Here is a 16,703-nt window from a genome sequence, read left to right on the forward strand (position 1 = left end):
GTCGGCACCGATTGAAATTGGGTGCGAGAATGCGGCCTTCGGGCCGGTTGCGCACATGCCCACCTGCGCACCGGCCGGCGCCGCGCCGCACGACATCCGTCCGTGCGCGCCGTTCTCCAGGGAATCCGTATGGACAGTCACATCGCTCCGGTGGAGCTGAAGAAAGCCTACCGTCTCCTCAACCACGGCCCGACCGTGCTCGTGTCGGCCCGCCACGACGGCGTCGACAACGTGATGGCCGCCGCGTGGGCGTGCGCGCTGGACTTCCTGCCGCCGAAGCTGACGGTCGTGCTCGACAAGTCCGCGAAGACGCGCGAGCTCGTCGAGCGCAGCGGCACGTTCGTGATCCAGGTGCCGACGGCCGCGCAACTGCAGCTCACGCACGCGGTCGGCAGCCACAGTCTCGCCGAGCGTCCGGACAAGCTGCGCGAGGCGGGCGTCACGCTGTTCGACGTCGAGGGCCACGACCTGCCGTTCGTCGCCGGCTGCTCGGGCTGGCTAGCTTGCAGGCTGGTTCCGGAGCCGCACAACCAGCAGACCTACGACCTGTTCATCGGCGAGGTGGTCGCGGCGTGGTCCGACACGCGCGTGTTCCGCGACGGTCACTGGTATTTCGAATCGGCCGATCCGGCGCTGCGCAGCCTGCACTACATCGCGGGCGGCAATTTCTATGCGATCGGCGAATCGCTGCACGTCGATCCGGACGCGCAATAAGCCGAACCCGGCATCACGCGCGGGCGGGCTGTCCCGATCCGGGCGCGCGGTTCACGCGCGCTTTTTCATTTCCGTCAGCATGGTTTCCGCGAACGCCTGCGCGACGCGCGGCAGCGTGCGGCCGCGCTTCGTGACGAGCGCTATCGGCCGCACGAACGCGGGATCGTCGATCGGCTTCGCCACCAGCTCGGGCTCGGCGCGCACCTCGCGCGCGGTCGCGGGCAGGATCGTCACGCCGAGCCCGCCGCGCACCATCGCGACGGCCGTCATCATGTGGGTCGGCTCGCACGCGATGTCGGGCGTGCAGCCGGCCGCGTCCAGCGCGGCATCGACGACGCTGCGCACGCTCGTGCCCTGCGCGGTGAGCACGAGCGGCACGGCCGCGACATCGGCGGTGCTCACGCGGCGCTTGCGCGCGAGCGGATGATCCTTCGGGCACACGGCGACGAGCCGGTCGGCGCCCGCATACAGCACCTCCAGCGACGCATCGAACGTGTCGCCGCCCGTCAGTCCGAGATCGGCTTCCTCGTTGCGCACGAGCGCGGTGACGAGGCTCGCGACGCCGTCGCGGATCTCGAAGGCCGCGCGCGGCACGTCGCGCCGGAACGACTGGATCAGCTCCGGCAGCACGCTGGACGCGAAGGTCGGCAGGCACGCGAGCCGCACCGTGCCGCTCGTGCCTTCGCCGAGCGCGCGCGCGTCACGCAGCACGCGCTCCATGTCGTCGAGCGAACGCTGCAGCAGCGGCAGCAGCTCGCGCCCGGTCTGCGTGAGCGCGACGCTGCGGCTGTTGCGGTCGAACAGGCGCGCGCCGACGATTTCCTCGAGCCGGCGGATCTGCACGGTCAGCGCCGGCTGCGACAGGTGCAGCCGCGCGGCGGCGCGTGTGAAGTTGCCGGCGTGCGCGACGGTGACGAACGCGCGAATGTCGCGAAGATTCAGATCCATAACGATTCGTGATTGCTGCGATCAAATCATTTCAATTGTGCTATCGCTGCGCCGACCTTACGCTCGTCTCCAACAAAAGACAAGGTAGGAGACACGGATGCTGCCGTTACTCGGGCTTGGCACGATCGTCGTGCTGCTGGCCGCAATTCTGTCGAAGCGGATGTCGCCGCTCGTCGCGCTGATCATCGTGCCGATCGCCGCATCGCTGATCGGCGGCTTCGGGCTGCACACCAGCAAGTTCGTCGTCGACGGGCTGAAGGGCCTCGCGCCCGTGGTCGGCATGTTCGTGTTCGCGATCCTCTATTTCGGGACGATCACCGACGCGGGCATGCTCGACCCGATCATCGACCGCATCCTGCGCGCGGTCGGCACGCGGCCGACGCGGATCGTGATGGGCACGACGCTGCTCGCGCTGCTGATCCACCTCGACGGCTCGGGCGCCGTATGTTTCCTCGTGACGATTCCGGCCGTGCTGCCGCTGTACGACCGGCTGAAGATGGACCGGCGCGTGCTGGCCGCCGCGGTGTCGATGGCCGCGGGCATCAACTTCCTGCCGTGGACGGGGCCGATGATCCGTGCGTCCGCTTCGCTGCACCTGCCGGTGTCGGCGCTGTTCAATCCGCTGATCCCGGTGCAGGCGATCGGGCTCGTGTTCGTGTTCGGCGTCGCGTACTGGCTCGGGCGGCGCGAGGAGAAGCGGCTCGGCCTGTCGCGCGACGATGCGTCGATTCCGTTGCCGACCCGCGAGCTGACGCCCGACGAGCAGGCGCTGCGCCGGCCGCACCTGTTCTGGTTCAACCTCGTGCTGACGCTCGTCGTGCTCGGCACGATGGTCGTGATGGGCGAGAAGATCCCGCCGGCGATCATGTTCATGGTCGGGCTGTGCATCGCGCTGATGGTGAACTACCCGGACGTCGACATGCAGAGGAAGCGCATCGACGCGCATGCGCGCGCGGCGCTGATGATGGCCGGCATCCTGCTCGCGGCCGGCGTGTTCACGGGGATCATGCAGGGCAGCGGGATGCTGAAGGCGATGGCGCAGGCGGCGGTCGGCTTCGTGCCGCCGTCGATGGCCGGCCACATCCCGGTCGCGCTCGGCCTCGCGTCGATGCCACTCAGCATGCTGTTCGATCCCGATTCGTTCTACTTCGGCGTGCTGCCCGTGATCGCGGAGGTGGCCGGCCAGCTCGGCGTGCCGGCCGTGCAGGTCGGGCAGGCCGCGCTGCTCGGCCAGATGACCACCGGTTTCCCGGTCAGCCCGCTGACGCCCGCGACCTTCCTCGTCGTCGGCCTGTGCGGCATCGAGCTGGCCGAGCACCAGAAGTTCACGTTTCCGCTGCTGTTCGGCGCGTCGATCGTGATGACGGTCGCGTGCGTCGTGCTGGGCATCTTTTGATTTTCACCGGCGGCGCACCCGCCGGACGACGACGGTATGGACATGACAGCAAAGCAACCTGAACGGCGCGTGCGCATCGGCGCGGGCGCCGGCTACTCGGGCGACCGGATCGAGCCCGCGGTCGAGCTGGCCGAACACGGGCAGCTCGACTATCTCGTCTTCGAATGCCTGGCCGAGCGCACGATCGCGATCGCGCAGCAGGCGCGGCGCCAGGACCCGTCGCTCGGCTACGACCCGCTGCTCGACGCGCGGATGCGCGCCGTGCTGCCGGTCGCCGCGCCGAAGGGCGTGCGCATCGTGTCGAACATGGGCGCGGCGAATCCGCGTGCGGCCGCACGGCGCACCGCCCGGATCGCGCAATCGCTCGGCGTCGCCGGGCTGAAGGTCGCGGCCGTCGAAGGCGACGACGTGCTCGACGTCGTACTGCGCGGCGCGTTCCGCTTCGAGGAATCGGGCGACGACGTCGCCGCCTATCGCGACCGCATCGTGTCCGCGAACGCGTATCTCGGCGCCGCGCCGATCGTCGACGCGCTCGCGGCCGGCGCGGACGTCGTGCTGACCGGTCGCGTCGCCGATCCGTCGCTGTTCGCCGCGCCGCTGATCCATGCGTTCGGCTGGCGGATGGACGACTGGGACACCCTCGGGGCCGCGACGGTCGTCGGCCACCTGCTCGAATGCGCGGGGCAGGTGACGGGCGGTTATTTCGCCGATCCTGGCTACAAGGACGTGCCGAACCTCGCGCGGCTCGGGTTTCCGATCGGCGAAGTCGCGGCGGACGGCTCGGTCGTGATCACCAAGGTGCCGCACGCGGGCGGCCGCGTGAGCGCGGCGACCTGCAAGGAACAGCTGCTTTACGAGATACACGATCCGGCGCGGTACCTGCAGCCCGACGTCGTTGCGGATTTCACGCAAGTCACCGTCGCCGAGGAGGCGGCGGACCGTGTGCGCGTGACGGGCGGGCGCGGCACGGCGCGGCCCGACACGCTCAAGGTGTCGGTGGCGTATGTCGACGGCTGGATCGGCGAAGGCCAGATCTCGTACGGCGGCCCGGGCGCGCTCGAACGCGCGCGTCTCGCGCTCGGGATCGTCCGCGAGCGGCTGGCGTTGACCGGCGTCGCCGCGACCGAGCTGCGCTTCGACCTGATCGGCGTCGATGCGCTGTATGGCGACGCGACGCCGGCCGTGCGCGGCGAGCCGGCCGAGGTGCGTGTGCGGGTGGCCGGCCGCGCGGCGAGCGCCGGCGAAGCGGCGCGGATCGGCAATGAAGTCGAGACGCTCTATACGAACGGGCCGGCCGGCGGCGGCGGCGCGTTCAAGTCGACGCGCGAGGTGATCGCCGTGCAGTCGGTGCTGCTGCCGCGCGCGGCCGTGGCGCCGTCGTTTTCATTCGTGGAGGCATGATGCAACTGCGTGAACTCGCGCATGCGCGCACCGGCGACAAGGGCAATACGCTGAACGTGTCGGTGATCTGCCGCGATCCGCGCCATTACGATCATCTGCGCACGCATCTGGGTGCCGATGCGGTGAAGGCGTGGCTCGCGGGTATCGTGCACGGCGACGTCGTGCGGTACGAACTGCCGGCGCTCGGGGCATTCAATTTCGTGCTGCGCGATGCGCTCGGTGGCGGCGTCACGCGCTCGCTCGCGCTCGACGCGCACGGCAAGTCGGTCAGTTCGGCGCTGCTGGCGATCGAGGTGCCGGAGCCGGCGTGACGGGCGTGACGGGCGTGACGGGCGTGACGGGCGTGACGGGCGTGACGGGCGTGACGGATGGCGCCGCCCGGGCGGGCGAGCCCCGTCACGGAATCAGCAACTCGCGAAGCCCGTCCGGATGCTCGATACGTTCGCCGGCGATGTGCAGGCGCTGGTCCCTGCGATAGTCGTAAACCGCGCGCGACGCGGCGAGCTGGTCGAAATCGAGCTCGATCGCGTGACGCGATTCGCGGTTGCCGGCCTCGAAGATCAGGTTGCCGAACGGATCGGCCGCGAGGCTGCCCCCCGCGAACACGACGTCGTGCGAGCTGCCGCCGACGCGGTTGGCGACCACCGTGAACACCTGGTTCTCCATCGCCCGCGCCGTTGCCGACGTGCGGTGGACCGGGCGGTACGGTTCCATGTTGCCGTCGGTGATGAGGATCAGCTCGGCGCCGAGTTCGGCGAGCGCGCGGCCGGTTTCGGGGAATTCGTTGTCGTAGCAGATCAGCAGGCCGATCCGCACGCCGTGCCATTCGATCGTCGCGTAGCGGTCGCCGGGCAGCACGACGCCGTGCTCGCTCACCCACAGGTGCGTCTTGCGGTAGCGCAGCGCGATGCCGTCCGGCGTGACGAACACGGTGGTGTTGTAGAAGCGGCCGCCGTCGTTCTCGATCAGCCCGACCACGACGGCAACGTCGCGCGCGCGTGCGGCCGCGATGACCGCGCCGACGCTCGGGCCGTCGAGCGGCTCGGCGCATTCGGCCAGGTTCGACGGATCGAGGAAGCCGGTGAGCTGCGCTTCCGGAAACATCACGATGTCGGTGCCCGGTGCGCAGGTCGCGATCGCGTCGAGCGTGCGCTGCAGGTTGTAGTGCGTGTCGCCGTCGCGGCCGGCGAGCTGGACGATGTCGAGCTTCAGTTTCATGGGCGATTTCGGTGGGTGGGGCCGGCGCGGCCGGCTCCGCAACGTTGGACGTCGGAACGCCCGAGTATGCGCCGAACCGCCGGTTTTCCCATCCCGCCGGCGTGTTAACCCGTCAGGGGTATTGATCCCGCGTACTGTCGCCGGCCGGGGCTCAACTTTTTTTGCTGGTCTGACCAGTCGAACCTCAAGTTGCATCGCGTGCGGTCGTTAAGGACGGTTGAGTGCCCATTTGACCAACCGAAAACAACGCGGCAACCGGAGATCACCGTCATCATGCTGTCATCGATTCGCGCTCGGATTCTGGCGACCTGCGTCGCCATCGTGGTCACGGCCCTGGCCGTGACAGGCGGCCTTGTGTACTACGTCGTCAAGCAGCACAACGACACGACCATCGACCAGAACCTGCAGTCCGTCCTGACCGGCCACGCGCTCGCGCTCGACGAGTGGGTCGCGAGCCGCGCGCAGCAGACCCAGGCGCTCGCGGACACGCTCACGCCGGGCGAAGGCGATCCGCTGCCGGCGCTGACCCTGCTCGGCAAATCGGGCGGTTTCCAGGTGCTCACGCTCGGCCTGCCGGATCGCACCGCGTATTCGAACGTTCCGCTCGCGGCCGGCTACGATCCGACCGCGCGCCCGTGGTTCAGGCAGGCGGTCGACGCGGGCCGGCTCGTCGTCACGGCGTTGTACCGCGACGCGTCGACCGGCAAGCCCGCGTTCGCGTTCGCCGCCCCGATCGTTCGCGGCGGCACGCTGAAGGGCGTGCTCGCGGCGAGCCTCTACATGGAGCGCGCGAGCGCGATCGTGGCGTCGATGCATCCGACGCCGTCGAGCTTCGCGTTCCTGGTCGACAGGAGCGGGCGCCTGATCGCGGGCGCGAAGACCGATCTGATCATGAAGCCGGCCGCCGAGCTGTCGCCCGAACTGACGCCGGAGCGGCTCGCCGGCCTGCAGACGGCGACCGAACCGGTGGCGATCGACGTGGACGGCGTGACCAAGCTGGTCCGCGCGCGCCCGATCGCCGGGACGGACTGGTCGCTCGTCATGGCGCTCGACCGGTCGGACGTGACGGCCGGCATGCGCGCCGTCGCGACGACGACGCTCATTGCGATCCTCGTCGTCGCCTGCGTCGCGGCGGCACTCGTCGGCGCGTTGACGAACGCGGCATTCAAGCGCGTGCTGCTCGTGCGCGACGCGCTGACCGACGTCGCGAGCGGCAGCGGGGACCTGACGAAGCGGCTGCCGGCCGACGGCGGGGACGAGGCCGCGCAGATCGCGCGGGCCTTCAACCTGTTCGCCGAAAAGATCAGCGCGATCCTGCTGCAGATACGCGGATTCAGCGAATCCGTGAGCGTGGCGAGCGCGGAGATCGCGCAGGGCAACCAGGACCTGTCGAGCCGCACCGAACACGCGGCATCGAGCCTGCAGGAGACCGCGGCGGCACTCGAGGAGATCGCCGGCACGGCGCGCAACTCGGCCGATGCGGCCACGCAGGTGAGCCGGCTGGCGGAATCGGCGTCGGGCGTTGCCGTACGCGGCGGCGAGGTGGTGAGCGAAGTGGTCGCGACGATGGACGAGATCACGAAGGCGTCGGCCGAGATCTCGAACATCATCGGCGTGATCGACGGCATCGCGTTCCAGACCAACATCCTCGCGCTGAACGCGGCCGTCGAGGCGGCGCGCGCGCACGAGCACGGGCGAGGCTTCGCGGTCGTCGCGGGCGAGGTGCGCACGCTCGCGCAACGCAGCGCGGTGGCCGCCAGGGAGATCAAGCAGTTGATCCAGTCGTCCGTCGAGAAGATCGAAGGCGGATCGGGGCTCGTGAAGACGGCCGGCACGACGATGGACGAGATCGTCGAGGGCGTGCGCGGCATCACGAGCGTGATCGCGGAAATGACGGTCGCGGCGAACGAGCAGAGCACCGGGCTCGCGCAGGTGAACCAGGCCGTGTCGCAGCTCGATCACTCGACGCAGCAGAACGCCGCCCTCGTCGAGGAGTCGGCTGCGGCCGCCGCGCTGTTGCGCGAGCAGGCGGCTCAGCTCGCGCAGACGGTCGGCGAATTCAAGCTCGCGGGTTCGCAACGGGCCGCGACGGCATCGGCATGATCCCGCCGCGGCCGCCGAAGGCCGCCGCAAAGAGGCACGAAGGAGGGCGAAAACGGGCGCGACGGAGCGCGCTATCCGTCGGCCTGCGCCTTCAGGAACAGTGAAAACAGTTCCGATTGCGAATTGATCGCGAGCTTCCCGTAGATGTTGCGCCGGTGCACCTTGACCGTTTCGGCGGAAATCGACAGCTTGTTCGCGACTTCCTTGTTCGAGCAGCCGCTGAGGATCAGCCGGATCACGTCGAGTTCGCGCGCGGTGAGCGGCGTGCCGAGCCGCGCCATCGCCTGCTCGAAGCCATCGTGCGGGCCGGCCCGGCGCGGCGGCGCTTGCTCCGCGGAGGCGGGCTCGAACGCGAGCCGCTGCCGCATCAGCCCGGCCACCCACGGCCGGATCAGGTCGAGCAGCGCGACCTGCCCGGGGCTGAAGCGTCGTTTGCTGCCGAGCGACAGGCACAGCGTGCGCGCATCGTCGAGCACGACGTTGAACTGCACCTCGTCCTCGACGACGTTGTGCGTGAAATAGAGCGTGTAGTACTCGGTATCGCGAAAGCATTCGGGGGCGACGTCCGACAGCCGGAACAGGCCGCTCCTCGGCGCGTCGCGGTTCGCGATGTAGAACGGGTCGAGCTGGTACAGGCCCTGCACGTAGTCGCGGAACAGCGGGTCGGGGCCGCCGCCTTCGTACGGGCATTCGGCGAACACCTGCGGGCGGCCGTCGCCGAAGGTCAGCACGACCCAGCTGTCGACCGCGACGTATTCCTCGATCAGCCGGATCAGCGCCAGCCAGAAGCCCGGCTGGTCGAGCGACTCGATGAGCCGCCCGACCGAACGATGCCACGCGACATCCTGCAAGGTGAGGTTCATGCGGTTTCCGGGGCGGGGGACCGGTCGGCGCGCGTCGCGCCGTCGCGCCGTGCGCATCGACCTGTCCAAGGATGAAGAACGAGATCGTAACGCCGGGCGACGCGAATGGCGAGGCCGCGCACGGTCGCCGTCTCCTGATAAGCTATCGCGATTCCGAGATGGAGAAGTCGATGACTCCCAGCGCCAATACAACTACAAACGCCCATTCCAATATCGATATGACGACGATGCCCCTGACGGGCCAGCCGCTCGACACACTGATGAACCGGCTCGAAGCCGATCTCGAGGAAAGCGATTCGAGCCGCGAGAGCGACCTTGCGGCTCGACTGCGTGCGCAGCCGTTGCGTGCCGATTCGCTCGACGCGATCGCGCGCCTGCACACGCTGTGGATGCGCGCCGGCGATCCGGCCGCCGCACGCGCCGTGCTCGACGAGGACGGCGCGGGCGTGCACGACGCGGCGCCGCCCGAGGCGCGGCCCGACATCCGCATGCAACTCGCGCTATACCGGCTGCAGGTCGCCCGGCACCTGGGCGAGAACGACGCCGTCACCGAGGCGATCGGCCAGATGCACGACGTCCTGCGCACGTCGCCGACGCTCGATGCCGATCGCTACGTCCGCGCACGCATTCTCGATACGCTCGAATTCGACCACGCGGAGCATGCGCTCGACGCGATCGAACTGCGGCATGCGCTGAACCGCGCGATTGCCGACCGCGCCACGTTTCGCGCGTGGGACGAGGCGAACCGGCAATGCCTGCGTGCGTGGGCACTGCGGCGTCTCGACCGGGACGACGACGCGCGTGCGGCGGCCGAGGCCGCGGTGGCTGCGATGGCATCGGCCGGCGCGGACCAGGACATCGACGCCGACGACTGGCTGCGGATCGGCCGGGCGATGATCGAGATCGCGCCGCTGCAGCTCGACACCATTCGCCAGGCCGTCGAGTCGCGCATTGCCGACTGGGCGCTGCCGCCGCGCCGCGAGGCCGAGGTGAGGCTGGCGCGGCTCGCCGCGCGGGCCGCACACGCGCAAGGCGATCTCGCGGGCGCGCTGGCCCGTTGCGAGATGGCGCGCCACAGCCTCGAATCGGATGGCAGCGACGACTTCATCGAATACGAACTGCCGTGGCTGCTCGAGGCGGGCCGTTTCGACGACGCGGGGCGCCGGGCGTTCTTCCACGTGTACCAGATCGAAAGCGGCATGCTCGACCTGGTCGGGCAGATCATCCATGCGCGCCTGGCCGAGCCGACCGACACGTCGGTCTGGTGGCCGCTGTGCGCGATGCGCGCAGCGGGTTTCCAGCCGACGCTCGAGCGGTTCGTCGAACTCGGCGCGGAAGGGCCCGACGCGCTGGCCGCGCGTTCGCCGACGCATGGCGAGATCTTTGCCGCGTTCGGCTCGCTCGAAGGCGACGCATTGCGCTACGCGATCGCCGACGCCGCGCGCGAGGTCGCACTGCGGCGCGCGCCCGGCCATCCGTGGATCGCGCGGCTCGCGGCCGTCTACGACGGCGAAACCGGCCGCATCGACGCGACGACCCAGGCCGCGCGCCTGCTCGCGGCCGCGCAGGAAGGCGAGATGTACGACAAACGCACCGGGTTCATGCTGACCGATGCGCGCATTCGGGCGCTGGGTGTCGCCGCCGCGATGAAGCTGCCGCCGCCGCCGCTGCGCAGCGGCTTGTGGAGCTACGGCTACGCGTGCTCGATCGAGGACAGGGCCGAGGAGGCGATCGACGCGCTGCCGGCCGCGGAACAGGCGCCGGTGCGCGCCGATCTCGAGCGCCTGAAGATCGCCGTGTACGAGCAGGGCCGCGCCTGCATGGAGCGCTTCTTCGAGACGGGCAACGGCCATCCGTACGATGCGTGCGCGCACCTGTATTCGATGCTCTGCAACAATCTCGCGATCCTCTATCGCGACGAGGAGCGCTACGACGAAGCGCTGGTCCTGCATCGCAGCGGGATCGCGGCGAGTTCGTTTGCCGAGCATTACGACGGCGTGCGCTATGTGCTCGCGTGCCAGGGGAAGGATGAGGAGATGCTCGAAGCCGCCGAGCAGCTGTGGCACTACGCCGCCGAATTCGGTTACAGCCGGCACGAGCCGAACTGGTACGTGCGCGACGTGGTGCGCGCGCTGTACCGCGTCGATCGCTGCAACGAATTGCCGATCTGGCTCGAGCGCCTGGTCGGCTGGCAGCGCGAGCACGACCAGCTCGACGGCAGGTTGCCCAACGAGGCACTGATTGCCCGCCTCGTGTTCGCGGCCCACATGTCGGAGTCGCATCCGGACCAGGCATCGGCGCTGTACGACGCCGCGCGTGCGCAGGCCGACGCGTCGCGCGATCTGGACGTGCTGCTCCGGGCCGCCGACGCGGCGTACGAACTGGGCCGCCAGCCGGACGTGAAATATTTCTACGAACGGGTGCTCGCCGGCAACCGGCACGCCGCCGAACCGCTCGACCTGAAGGTGGACGTGATCGAGCGGCGGATCAGCGAGGCCGGTGCGCCGCCCGCGTCGCCGGGCCCGGCGACGGCCGCGCCGGGCAAGCGCTGGTGGAAGTTCTGGCAATGACGGCCGTCGGTCGGCGGACAGGCTATGCGCCGCGCAACGCGCTGAACGCCGATGCGCTGAAAGCGGCGATCGCCGCGCGCAGCACCGCGCGAGGCGATGCCGACGCGGTGCGCGCGTGGCTGCTCAACCATTTCTACCGGCACGTCGTCGCGAACTTCGAGCCGGCACGCACGATCGGGTCGCTCGACGACGCGCGGCAGGCGCTCGGTAACGCCGCGCCGCCGGCGTGGGTCGCGCGGCGCTTCGGTGCGGACGCGAAGACGATCGGCGAGGCCGACGCCGGCAGGCTGGCGCCCGTCGTCTGGGTCGACCCGGGCGATCCGCAGCTTCTCGCGCTCGAAACCACGCTCGTCGAGTTCCTCGAGTCGCGCAAGGGGACCGGGCTCGACGGCAAGCTCGACCGTGTCAATTGCCCGCAGGCGCTCGCGATGTGGGAACGCGAGCATGCGGAGATGGCGGCCCGGATTGCGCGCGGCTGGCGCGAGAGCCAGCCCGACGCGCTGCGCACCTGGTGTGAAACCGCGAACGGCCGCTTCGTCGAATTCCTGCCCGACAGCGCGCTGCTGCGCGCCGAAATGGCGTTCGAGAGTTACGTGATGCGCCATTGCCTCGGGCAGTTCGCCGACCGGCAGGCGCTGACGGGCGGCTACGGCGGGCGCTACGCGGAAGCGATCGAGGCGCGCACGTTGCGGCTGCTGAGCTTCCGGGACGCGAGCGGCCAGCCGCACATCACGATCGGTGTCGCGGTGCGCGCGGACGGCGGCCTCGACGTCGATCAGGTCAAGGGCAAGCAGAACCGGCCGCCGGTCGAGCGCTATGTCGACGACGTACTGGCGTGCCTGAATACGCTGGGGACGACGGATAACACGCCGCCCGACTGCATCGCGCTCGGTGTGGTCCATACGGCGTCGGGGTGGTGCAGGATCGAGGACGTGACGGATGCCGCGTCGCAAGCACGGCTCGTCGCGCGCCATCCGCAATTGTTCGGGCGGCTCGCCGAGCCGACGCCGACCGTCGAGTGGCTGGTCGCCGCGCGGCAGCCCGAACTGTTGCAGGCGCGGCCGCCGCGTGCCGGCTCGGTGCGTTACGCGGTGCGTGCGACGCTGGCGCCCGCGGTGCCGTCCGCGCAGCGGGACGACACACGGCCCGCCTTTGCAACCGAGAACGTGCGCTGGCCCGGCTACGACGCGCCGCATGGCGCCAGTGCCGGCGAATGACGGGGCGAAGACCATGACATTCAAGCTGATCGTCGCGTTGTTCATTTTGTGGCGTATCGTGCGCTACTTCCGCCGGCGCGGTGCGCGCCATTCGACCTTGTCCGCCCGCAAGCACTGGGCGCTGCTGCTCGCGCATCCGTACGTGGAGGCGACCGGGTTCTCGGGTTTCGACGATGCGGATACGAGCCACCTGAACGACACGTCGCGCAAGTTCCTGCGCGCGCAGATGCTGCATCAGATGGAGTTGCGCACCGACGCGACGGACGACGATGCGCGCGCGCACCTCGCACGCGTGCTCGAGACGCAATGGTTTCGGGCCGACCTGCATGCGCTGCAGCCGACCGACGACCCGCGTGCCGCACTCGCGTTCGCCTGTGCGCGGATGGCGTTCCTCGCGCGCGTGGCGATGCTGATGGGCTGGACCGAGCCGGACACCGCATGGCGTGTGCTGTTGCTCAACGCGCAGCGCGCGCAGGATTGTTTCGACAGCTGGACGGATTTCGGTAGCGCGTATATCGCGGGCCGCAAGCAGTGGGTGGCCGGGTTTCGCGCCGATCCGTTCGGCAAGGCGTTCGACGACGCCACGCTGCAGCGCTGGCTTGCACCGGGTGACGGTGCGTGGGGGCGGGCGGCATGGCCGGGGCTGGCGGCGTTCGATCCCGAACCGGTCGCGCAAGCTCGGTGACGCGTCGATGCCGCCAGCCGTTCACTTCGCATGCCGCTTTCCGTTTCCGCCGACGCCGACATGATTTCATCCGTTCATCCCCTGTTGCGACGCCTGGCGCTGTCCGTTGCGTGTGCGGTGCCGGCGTCGGTGCTGCCCGCGACGGCGCAGGCGGTCGAGCCGGTCGCGGCCGACCGCTTGCTGCGCACGTTCCTCCACGACCACTACGGCAACTGGCGCGCGGACCGCAAGGGCTGGCAGTCGGACGCGGGCGATTTCATTTATTCGCCGTGCGGGTCGCTGCGCGTCGCGACCGCCGACGGCCCGCGGTATCTGCTCGCGGTGTGCGGCGAGACCGAGGCAGCCGTGCAGGACGGCACGCCGGGGATGGATTCGGACGGCACGACGGGCACCATCGACCTGTACGTGCTGAAGCCCGCGGCGGACGGCAAGACGCTCGAGCCGGTGGTGAAGAAGACGGATATCGCGTCCGGCAAGCGCGGCGAGCCGGGTACGGTGCGCATCGAGCGGTACGGCCCGCACCTGTTCGGCTTCACGATCGGCGACGGCGTCACGCTGCAGGGCTATACGATGGCGATGCGATCGATCTGGCTGCCGGTCGGCAACGCGATCGTCGAGGCGGCGGCGCGCATCGACGAAGCGCTCGACAACACGGGGTCGCTCGATTGCGGGAACGCGAAGTCCCGTTGCGAGAGCCGCACGTTTTCGATCGTGCCCGACACGACCGGCACCGGCGACGTCTATCCGTTGACGGTCACGGAAACGGGCTCGCGCGGCGACAAGGAGATTCACGCGCGCTACACGGTGAAGTTCGACGCGGCACGCGGCCGCTACGTGGTACCGAAGGCATTGCGCGCAGGATACTGACCGTTCGCGCGAAGGAGCGGGCGGCGCGGTGCCGCCCGAGCGTCACACGTACAGGTACCGTACGAGGTGAAAGAACACCGGCGCGGCGAAGCAGATCGAGTCGACGCGATCGAGCATCCCGCCGTGGCCCGCGATCATCGAACCCCAGTCCTTGGTGCCGAGCGAGCGCTTGACGGCCGACAGCACGAGGCCGCCGACGAAGCCCGCGATCACGATCGCGAGCGAGATCCCGAACGCGGCGCCGAAACTGAACGGCGTCACGCGATACAGCGACGCGCCGCACAGCGTCGCGAGCAGCCCGCCGCCGACGAACCCCTCGATCGTCTTGGACGGCGACAGCTGCGGCGCGATCTTGCGGCGCCCGAACAGCTTGCCGACGACATACTGCAGCACGTCGCTGATCTGCACGACGAACAGGAAGAAGAACAGCAGCAGCGCGTTCTGTCCCGTGTAGCGCGGAATGTCGAGGATCAGCACGGCCGGCGCGTGGCTCAGCCCGTACACGCACACCATCAGCGCCCAGTTGATCTTCGCGTTGCGGCTCAGGAATTCGCGCGTGTCCTGCGTGAGCGCCGACACGAGCGACATCGCGAAGAACAAGTGCACGGGCACGAAGATCGAGTACATCCCGTACCAGTCGATCCCGAGCAGCAGGTATTGCACGGGGATCGCGACGAAGAACGCGATGAACAGCGTCGTGTGGTCGCTCGCTGTCGTCGGCGTGAGCGTGATGAATTCGCGCAGCGTCAGGTAGGACAGCACCGCGAACACGAGATACGTGACGTTGTTGCCGAGGCTGATCGCGATGACCATGATCGCGATCATCGCCCACCACGCACGGATGCGCTGGTTCAGGTTGACGATGGTCGCGCTCGTGCCGCCGCTGCGCGCGCCGAGGATCGCGCCGATCACGGTGGCGATGACGAGCACGCCCGTGACGCCCGCGACCAGTTCCCAGAAGAGAGTTCGCATGAGGGATATCCGGAAAAGGGGAGAAGGGGGGGCTGCGTTCAGCCGGCCGGCCGCTGCGGCGGCGCGAGCGCGACGATCGCGTCGCGCATGCGGGCGAGGAACGTCGGCTTGTCTTCCTGGGCACCGAGCGCATCGTTCGCGCCGAAGTGCACCTTGCAGATCAGCGGCACCGGCCAGATCGCACCCTTCGGCATGATCCGTTGCAGGTTCTCGAGATAGACGGGCGCGAGCGCGACGTCCGGAAACTCGGTCGCGAGGTGGAACAGCCCGCTCTTGAACGGCTGCGGCAGGATCTCGGCGCCGCGCGTGCCTTCCGGGAAGATGATGATCGAATGGCCCTGCCGGAGCGCGTCGCGCACAGGGTCGAGCGGGTCGCCGCCGGACTCGCGGTGGCGATCGATCAGCACGACGTTCAGCAGCTTCTGCGCGATGTGGCGCTTTGCGTCGCTGCTGTCCCAGTAGTCGCGCGCGGCGACGGGCCGTACGACCGCGCGCACGTCGCGCGGCAGCGCGGCGAGGATCGCGAGCGTGTCGATGTGGCTCGTGTGGTTCGAGAAATAGATCTTCTGCGTCGGGGACGGCGGCCCCTGATGCCAGACCGGATACGCGCCGGCGACGAGCCGCACGATGGACAGCAGGAAGTCGCGCTGCCAGACGTTGAGAATGTTCATCGGCGCTGCGCCTCCTGCCTGCATGCATGGCCCGCGGCGCTTGCGCGGCGGGCGGGACCCCGGAATGCCGGCGCGGCAGGATGCGCGCCGGACGGCCCTTGTTTAAATTTTTTCAAATTCGTGGCTGCCTGTCGCAGGTCCGCGATAATCGGACGATTCGCCGCCACACGCTGTTGCGTCGCGGCGAATGCGCCGGTCGGCGGCGTGATAATCGGCTGTTGCACGAGTGCCCGTTTGCAGTTCGAATGGATCGTGCTGCGTTCGGGCCAGCGGATTATCGCGAGTTTCCGTCAAAAACGCCAGATTGGCGCCGTGCTGGCGGGCCGGGCGCTGCTTGACGCATCGGGGCCGCTCGGCGACGATTAGGGCCGTCCATGGAAGGCCGTCCAGGGCCGTTTCGCCGCCCGGGGCATGGCGGCGGGAAATGTGTCCGACTGTGCCGCGTGAATAGAACGAATACGAAACGATGAGCCTCTACGCACTCAAACCCAAATTCCAGAACCGCCTGCGCCCGTTCGCGAACTCGCTCGCCGAGCGTGGCGTCACGGCCAACCAGGTCACGCTGTTCGCGGCCGGCGGCTCGATCGTCGTCGGCGCGCTCGCCGGCCTTGGCGTATTTGCCCGTGCGCTGTTCCTGCTGATCCCGCTGTGGCTGTTCGTGCGGATGGCGCTCAATGCGATCGACGGGATGCTCGCGCGCGAGCACAACCAGAAGAGCACGCTCGGCGCGTACCTCAACGAACTCGGCGACGTCGTGTCCGATATCGCGCTGGTGCTGCCGTTTCTCGCGATTCCGGCGTTCGCTCCGGCAGACGTCTGGCTGTTCGCGCTGACGGCGGTGATCGTCGAATGCGCGGGGCTGATCGGCCCGCTGGTCGGCGTGAGCCGCCGCTACGACGGCCCGTTCGGCAAGAGCGACCGCGCGCTCGCCCTCGGCGCGTTCGCGTTGTGGATCGGGCTCGGCTTTCCGGTCGGCGGCGTCGCCGCGTGGCTGTGGCGGCTGCTGATCGTGCTGTCGATCGTGACCGTAGTGCGGCGCGTGCAGGCCGGCATCGCGGAAAAGGGTAGTCAAGGGTAG

The 16,703-nt window shown here is 69.2% G+C and carries 16 protein-coding genes; 11 read left to right on the top strand and 5 right to left on the bottom strand.

Features of this window, described 5'->3' with window-relative positions; genetic code table 11:
- Nucleotides 1-129: 129 nt before the first annotated feature.
- Nucleotides 130-714, top strand: coding sequence for a flavin reductase family protein (locus tag FOZ70_RS23655; RefSeq protein ID WP_021163062.1), 585 nt, complete (start codon nt 130-132; stop codon nt 712-714).
- A 51-nt stretch (nt 715-765) separates the two neighbouring features.
- On the opposite strand, the gene FOZ70_RS23660 is transcribed toward FOZ70_RS23655, so the two are convergent.
- Nucleotides 766-1,662, bottom strand: coding sequence for a LysR family transcriptional regulator (locus FOZ70_RS23660; protein ID WP_219706896.1), 897 nt, complete (start codon nt 1,660-1,662; stop codon nt 766-768).
- 97 nt (nt 1,663-1,759) lie between these two features.
- Between FOZ70_RS23660 and FOZ70_RS23665 the strand changes: the two genes are divergently transcribed.
- From FOZ70_RS23665 to FOZ70_RS23675, 3 genes are read left to right on the top strand one after another with little or no spacing between them, the layout of a single operon-like run.
- Entirely contained in the window at nt 1,760-3,058 is a 1,299-nt protein-coding gene (locus FOZ70_RS23665) for a citrate:proton symporter (protein ID WP_059620659.1), read from the top strand.
- Nucleotides 3,059-3,100: 42 nt separating this feature from the next.
- A complete protein-coding gene (locus FOZ70_RS23670; protein ID WP_219706898.1) occupies nt 3,101-4,459 on the top strand; it encodes an acyclic terpene utilization AtuA family protein in 1,359 nt (452 codons plus the stop codon).
- Nucleotides 4,459-4,770: a hypothetical protein gene (locus FOZ70_RS23675; protein ID WP_027787796.1), complete on the top strand. Its 312-nt coding sequence runs from the start codon at nt 4,459-4,461 to the stop codon at nt 4,768-4,770. Before FOZ70_RS23670 ends, FOZ70_RS23675 begins: the two co-directional genes overlap by 1 nt.
- Before the next feature lie 85 nt (nt 4,771-4,855).
- On the opposite strand, the gene FOZ70_RS23680 is transcribed toward FOZ70_RS23675, so the two are convergent.
- Nucleotides 4,856-5,677 carry a carbon-nitrogen hydrolase family protein gene (locus tag FOZ70_RS23680; RefSeq protein ID WP_219706900.1) on the bottom strand — a complete coding sequence of 274 codons (822 nt, stop codon included), beginning with the start codon at nt 5,675-5,677 and terminating at the stop codon, nt 4,856-4,858.
- Nucleotides 5,678-5,950: 273 nt separating this feature from the next.
- On the opposite strand from FOZ70_RS23680, the gene FOZ70_RS23685 reads away from it, so the two are divergent.
- Nucleotides 5,951-7,780 carry a methyl-accepting chemotaxis protein gene (locus tag FOZ70_RS23685; RefSeq protein ID WP_219706902.1) on the top strand — a complete coding sequence of 610 codons (1,830 nt, stop codon included), beginning with the start codon at nt 5,951-5,953 and terminating at the stop codon, nt 7,778-7,780.
- Between the two features lie 71 nt (nt 7,781-7,851).
- Here FOZ70_RS23685 and FOZ70_RS23690 read toward each other — a convergent pair whose 3' ends face one another.
- Nucleotides 7,852-8,643, bottom strand: coding sequence for a LuxR C-terminal-related transcriptional regulator (locus FOZ70_RS23690; protein WP_059863470.1), 792 nt, complete (start codon nt 8,641-8,643; stop codon nt 7,852-7,854).
- Between the two features lie 218 nt (nt 8,644-8,861).
- Between FOZ70_RS23690 and FOZ70_RS23695 the strand changes: the two genes are divergently transcribed.
- Genes FOZ70_RS23695 through FOZ70_RS23710 form a run of 4 tightly spaced genes read left to right on the top strand, consistent with a single transcriptional unit; the run spans nt 8,862 to nt 13,982 of the window.
- Nucleotides 8,862-11,213, top strand: coding sequence for a hypothetical protein (locus tag FOZ70_RS23695; RefSeq protein WP_219706904.1), 2,352 nt, complete (start codon nt 8,862-8,864; stop codon nt 11,211-11,213).
- Nucleotides 11,210-12,430: a hypothetical protein gene (locus FOZ70_RS23700; RefSeq protein ID WP_165581327.1), complete on the top strand. Its 1,221-nt coding sequence runs from the start codon at nt 11,210-11,212 to the stop codon at nt 12,428-12,430. Before FOZ70_RS23695 ends, FOZ70_RS23700 begins: the two co-directional genes overlap by 4 nt.
- 13 nt (nt 12,431-12,443) lie before the next feature.
- Nucleotides 12,444-13,115: a DUF1266 domain-containing protein gene (locus tag FOZ70_RS23705; protein WP_059590159.1), complete on the top strand. Its 672-nt coding sequence runs from the start codon at nt 12,444-12,446 to the stop codon at nt 13,113-13,115.
- A 60-nt stretch (nt 13,116-13,175) separates the two neighbouring features.
- Complete coding sequence (locus tag FOZ70_RS23710) at nt 13,176-13,982, top strand: hypothetical protein (RefSeq protein ID WP_059498145.1); 807 nt, start codon at nt 13,176-13,178, stop codon at nt 13,980-13,982.
- Nucleotides 13,983-14,024: 42 nt separating this feature from the next.
- Here FOZ70_RS23710 and FOZ70_RS23715 read toward each other — a convergent pair whose 3' ends face one another.
- Together FOZ70_RS23715 and FOZ70_RS23720 are read right to left on the bottom strand one after the other, a co-directional pair.
- Nucleotides 14,025-14,954 (bottom strand): phosphatidate cytidylyltransferase, encoded by a 930-nt coding sequence (locus FOZ70_RS23715; RefSeq protein ID WP_059526992.1) that lies wholly within the window; start codon nt 14,952-14,954, stop codon nt 14,025-14,027.
- 38 nt (nt 14,955-14,992) lie between these two features.
- Nucleotides 14,993-15,625 (bottom strand): lysophospholipid acyltransferase family protein, encoded by a 633-nt coding sequence (locus tag FOZ70_RS23720; RefSeq protein ID WP_021163072.1) that lies wholly within the window; start codon nt 15,623-15,625, stop codon nt 14,993-14,995.
- 234 nt (nt 15,626-15,859) lie between these two features.
- Here FOZ70_RS23720 and FOZ70_RS38175 point away from each other — a divergent pair, with 234 nt between their 5' ends.
- Nucleotides 15,860-15,991 carry a hypothetical protein gene (locus FOZ70_RS38175; RefSeq protein ID WP_258025710.1) on the top strand — a complete coding sequence of 44 codons (132 nt, stop codon included), beginning with the start codon at nt 15,860-15,862 and terminating at the stop codon, nt 15,989-15,991.
- A gap of 100 nt (nt 15,992-16,091) precedes the next feature.
- A complete protein-coding gene (locus tag FOZ70_RS23725; RefSeq protein ID WP_021163074.1) occupies nt 16,092-16,703 on the top strand; it encodes a CDP-alcohol phosphatidyltransferase family protein in 612 nt (203 codons plus the stop codon).

The organism is Burkholderia sp. COPS (assembly GCF_019425585.1).
Classification (GTDB): Bacteria; Pseudomonadota; Gammaproteobacteria; order Burkholderiales; family Burkholderiaceae; genus Burkholderia; species Burkholderia cepacia.

Coding starts and splice junctions, on each gene's coding strand:
- FOZ70_RS23655 (WP_021163062.1), top strand. CDS start 130: ATGGACAGTCACATCGCTCCGGTGGAGCTGAAGAAAGCCTACCGTCTC.
- FOZ70_RS23660 (WP_219706896.1), bottom strand. CDS start 1,662: ATGGATCTGAATCTTCGCGACATTCGCGCGTTCGTCACCGTCGCGCAC.
- FOZ70_RS23665 (WP_059620659.1), top strand. CDS start 1,760: ATGCTGCCGTTACTCGGGCTTGGCACGATCGTCGTGCTGCTGGCCGCA.
- FOZ70_RS23670 (WP_219706898.1), top strand. CDS start 3,101: ATGACAGCAAAGCAACCTGAACGGCGCGTGCGCATCGGCGCGGGCGCC.
- FOZ70_RS23675 (WP_027787796.1), top strand. CDS start 4,459: ATGCAACTGCGTGAACTCGCGCATGCGCGCACCGGCGACAAGGGCAAT.
- FOZ70_RS23680 (WP_219706900.1), bottom strand. CDS start 5,677: ATGAAACTGAAGCTCGACATCGTCCAGCTCGCCGGCCGCGACGGCGAC.
- FOZ70_RS23685 (WP_219706902.1), top strand. CDS start 5,951: ATGCTGTCATCGATTCGCGCTCGGATTCTGGCGACCTGCGTCGCCATC.
- FOZ70_RS23690 (WP_059863470.1), bottom strand. CDS start 8,643: ATGAACCTCACCTTGCAGGATGTCGCGTGGCATCGTTCGGTCGGGCGG.
- FOZ70_RS23695 (WP_219706904.1), top strand. CDS start 8,862: ATGACGACGATGCCCCTGACGGGCCAGCCGCTCGACACACTGATGAAC.
- FOZ70_RS23700 (WP_165581327.1), top strand. CDS start 11,210: ATGACGGCCGTCGGTCGGCGGACAGGCTATGCGCCGCGCAACGCGCTG.
- FOZ70_RS23705 (WP_059590159.1), top strand. CDS start 12,444: ATGACATTCAAGCTGATCGTCGCGTTGTTCATTTTGTGGCGTATCGTG.
- FOZ70_RS23710 (WP_059498145.1), top strand. CDS start 13,176: ATGATTTCATCCGTTCATCCCCTGTTGCGACGCCTGGCGCTGTCCGTT.
- FOZ70_RS23715 (WP_059526992.1), bottom strand. CDS start 14,954: ATGCGAACTCTCTTCTGGGAACTGGTCGCGGGCGTCACGGGCGTGCTC.
- FOZ70_RS23720 (WP_021163072.1), bottom strand. CDS start 15,625: ATGAACATTCTCAACGTCTGGCAGCGCGACTTCCTGCTGTCCATCGTG.
- FOZ70_RS23725 (WP_021163074.1), top strand. CDS start 16,092: ATGAGCCTCTACGCACTCAAACCCAAATTCCAGAACCGCCTGCGCCCG.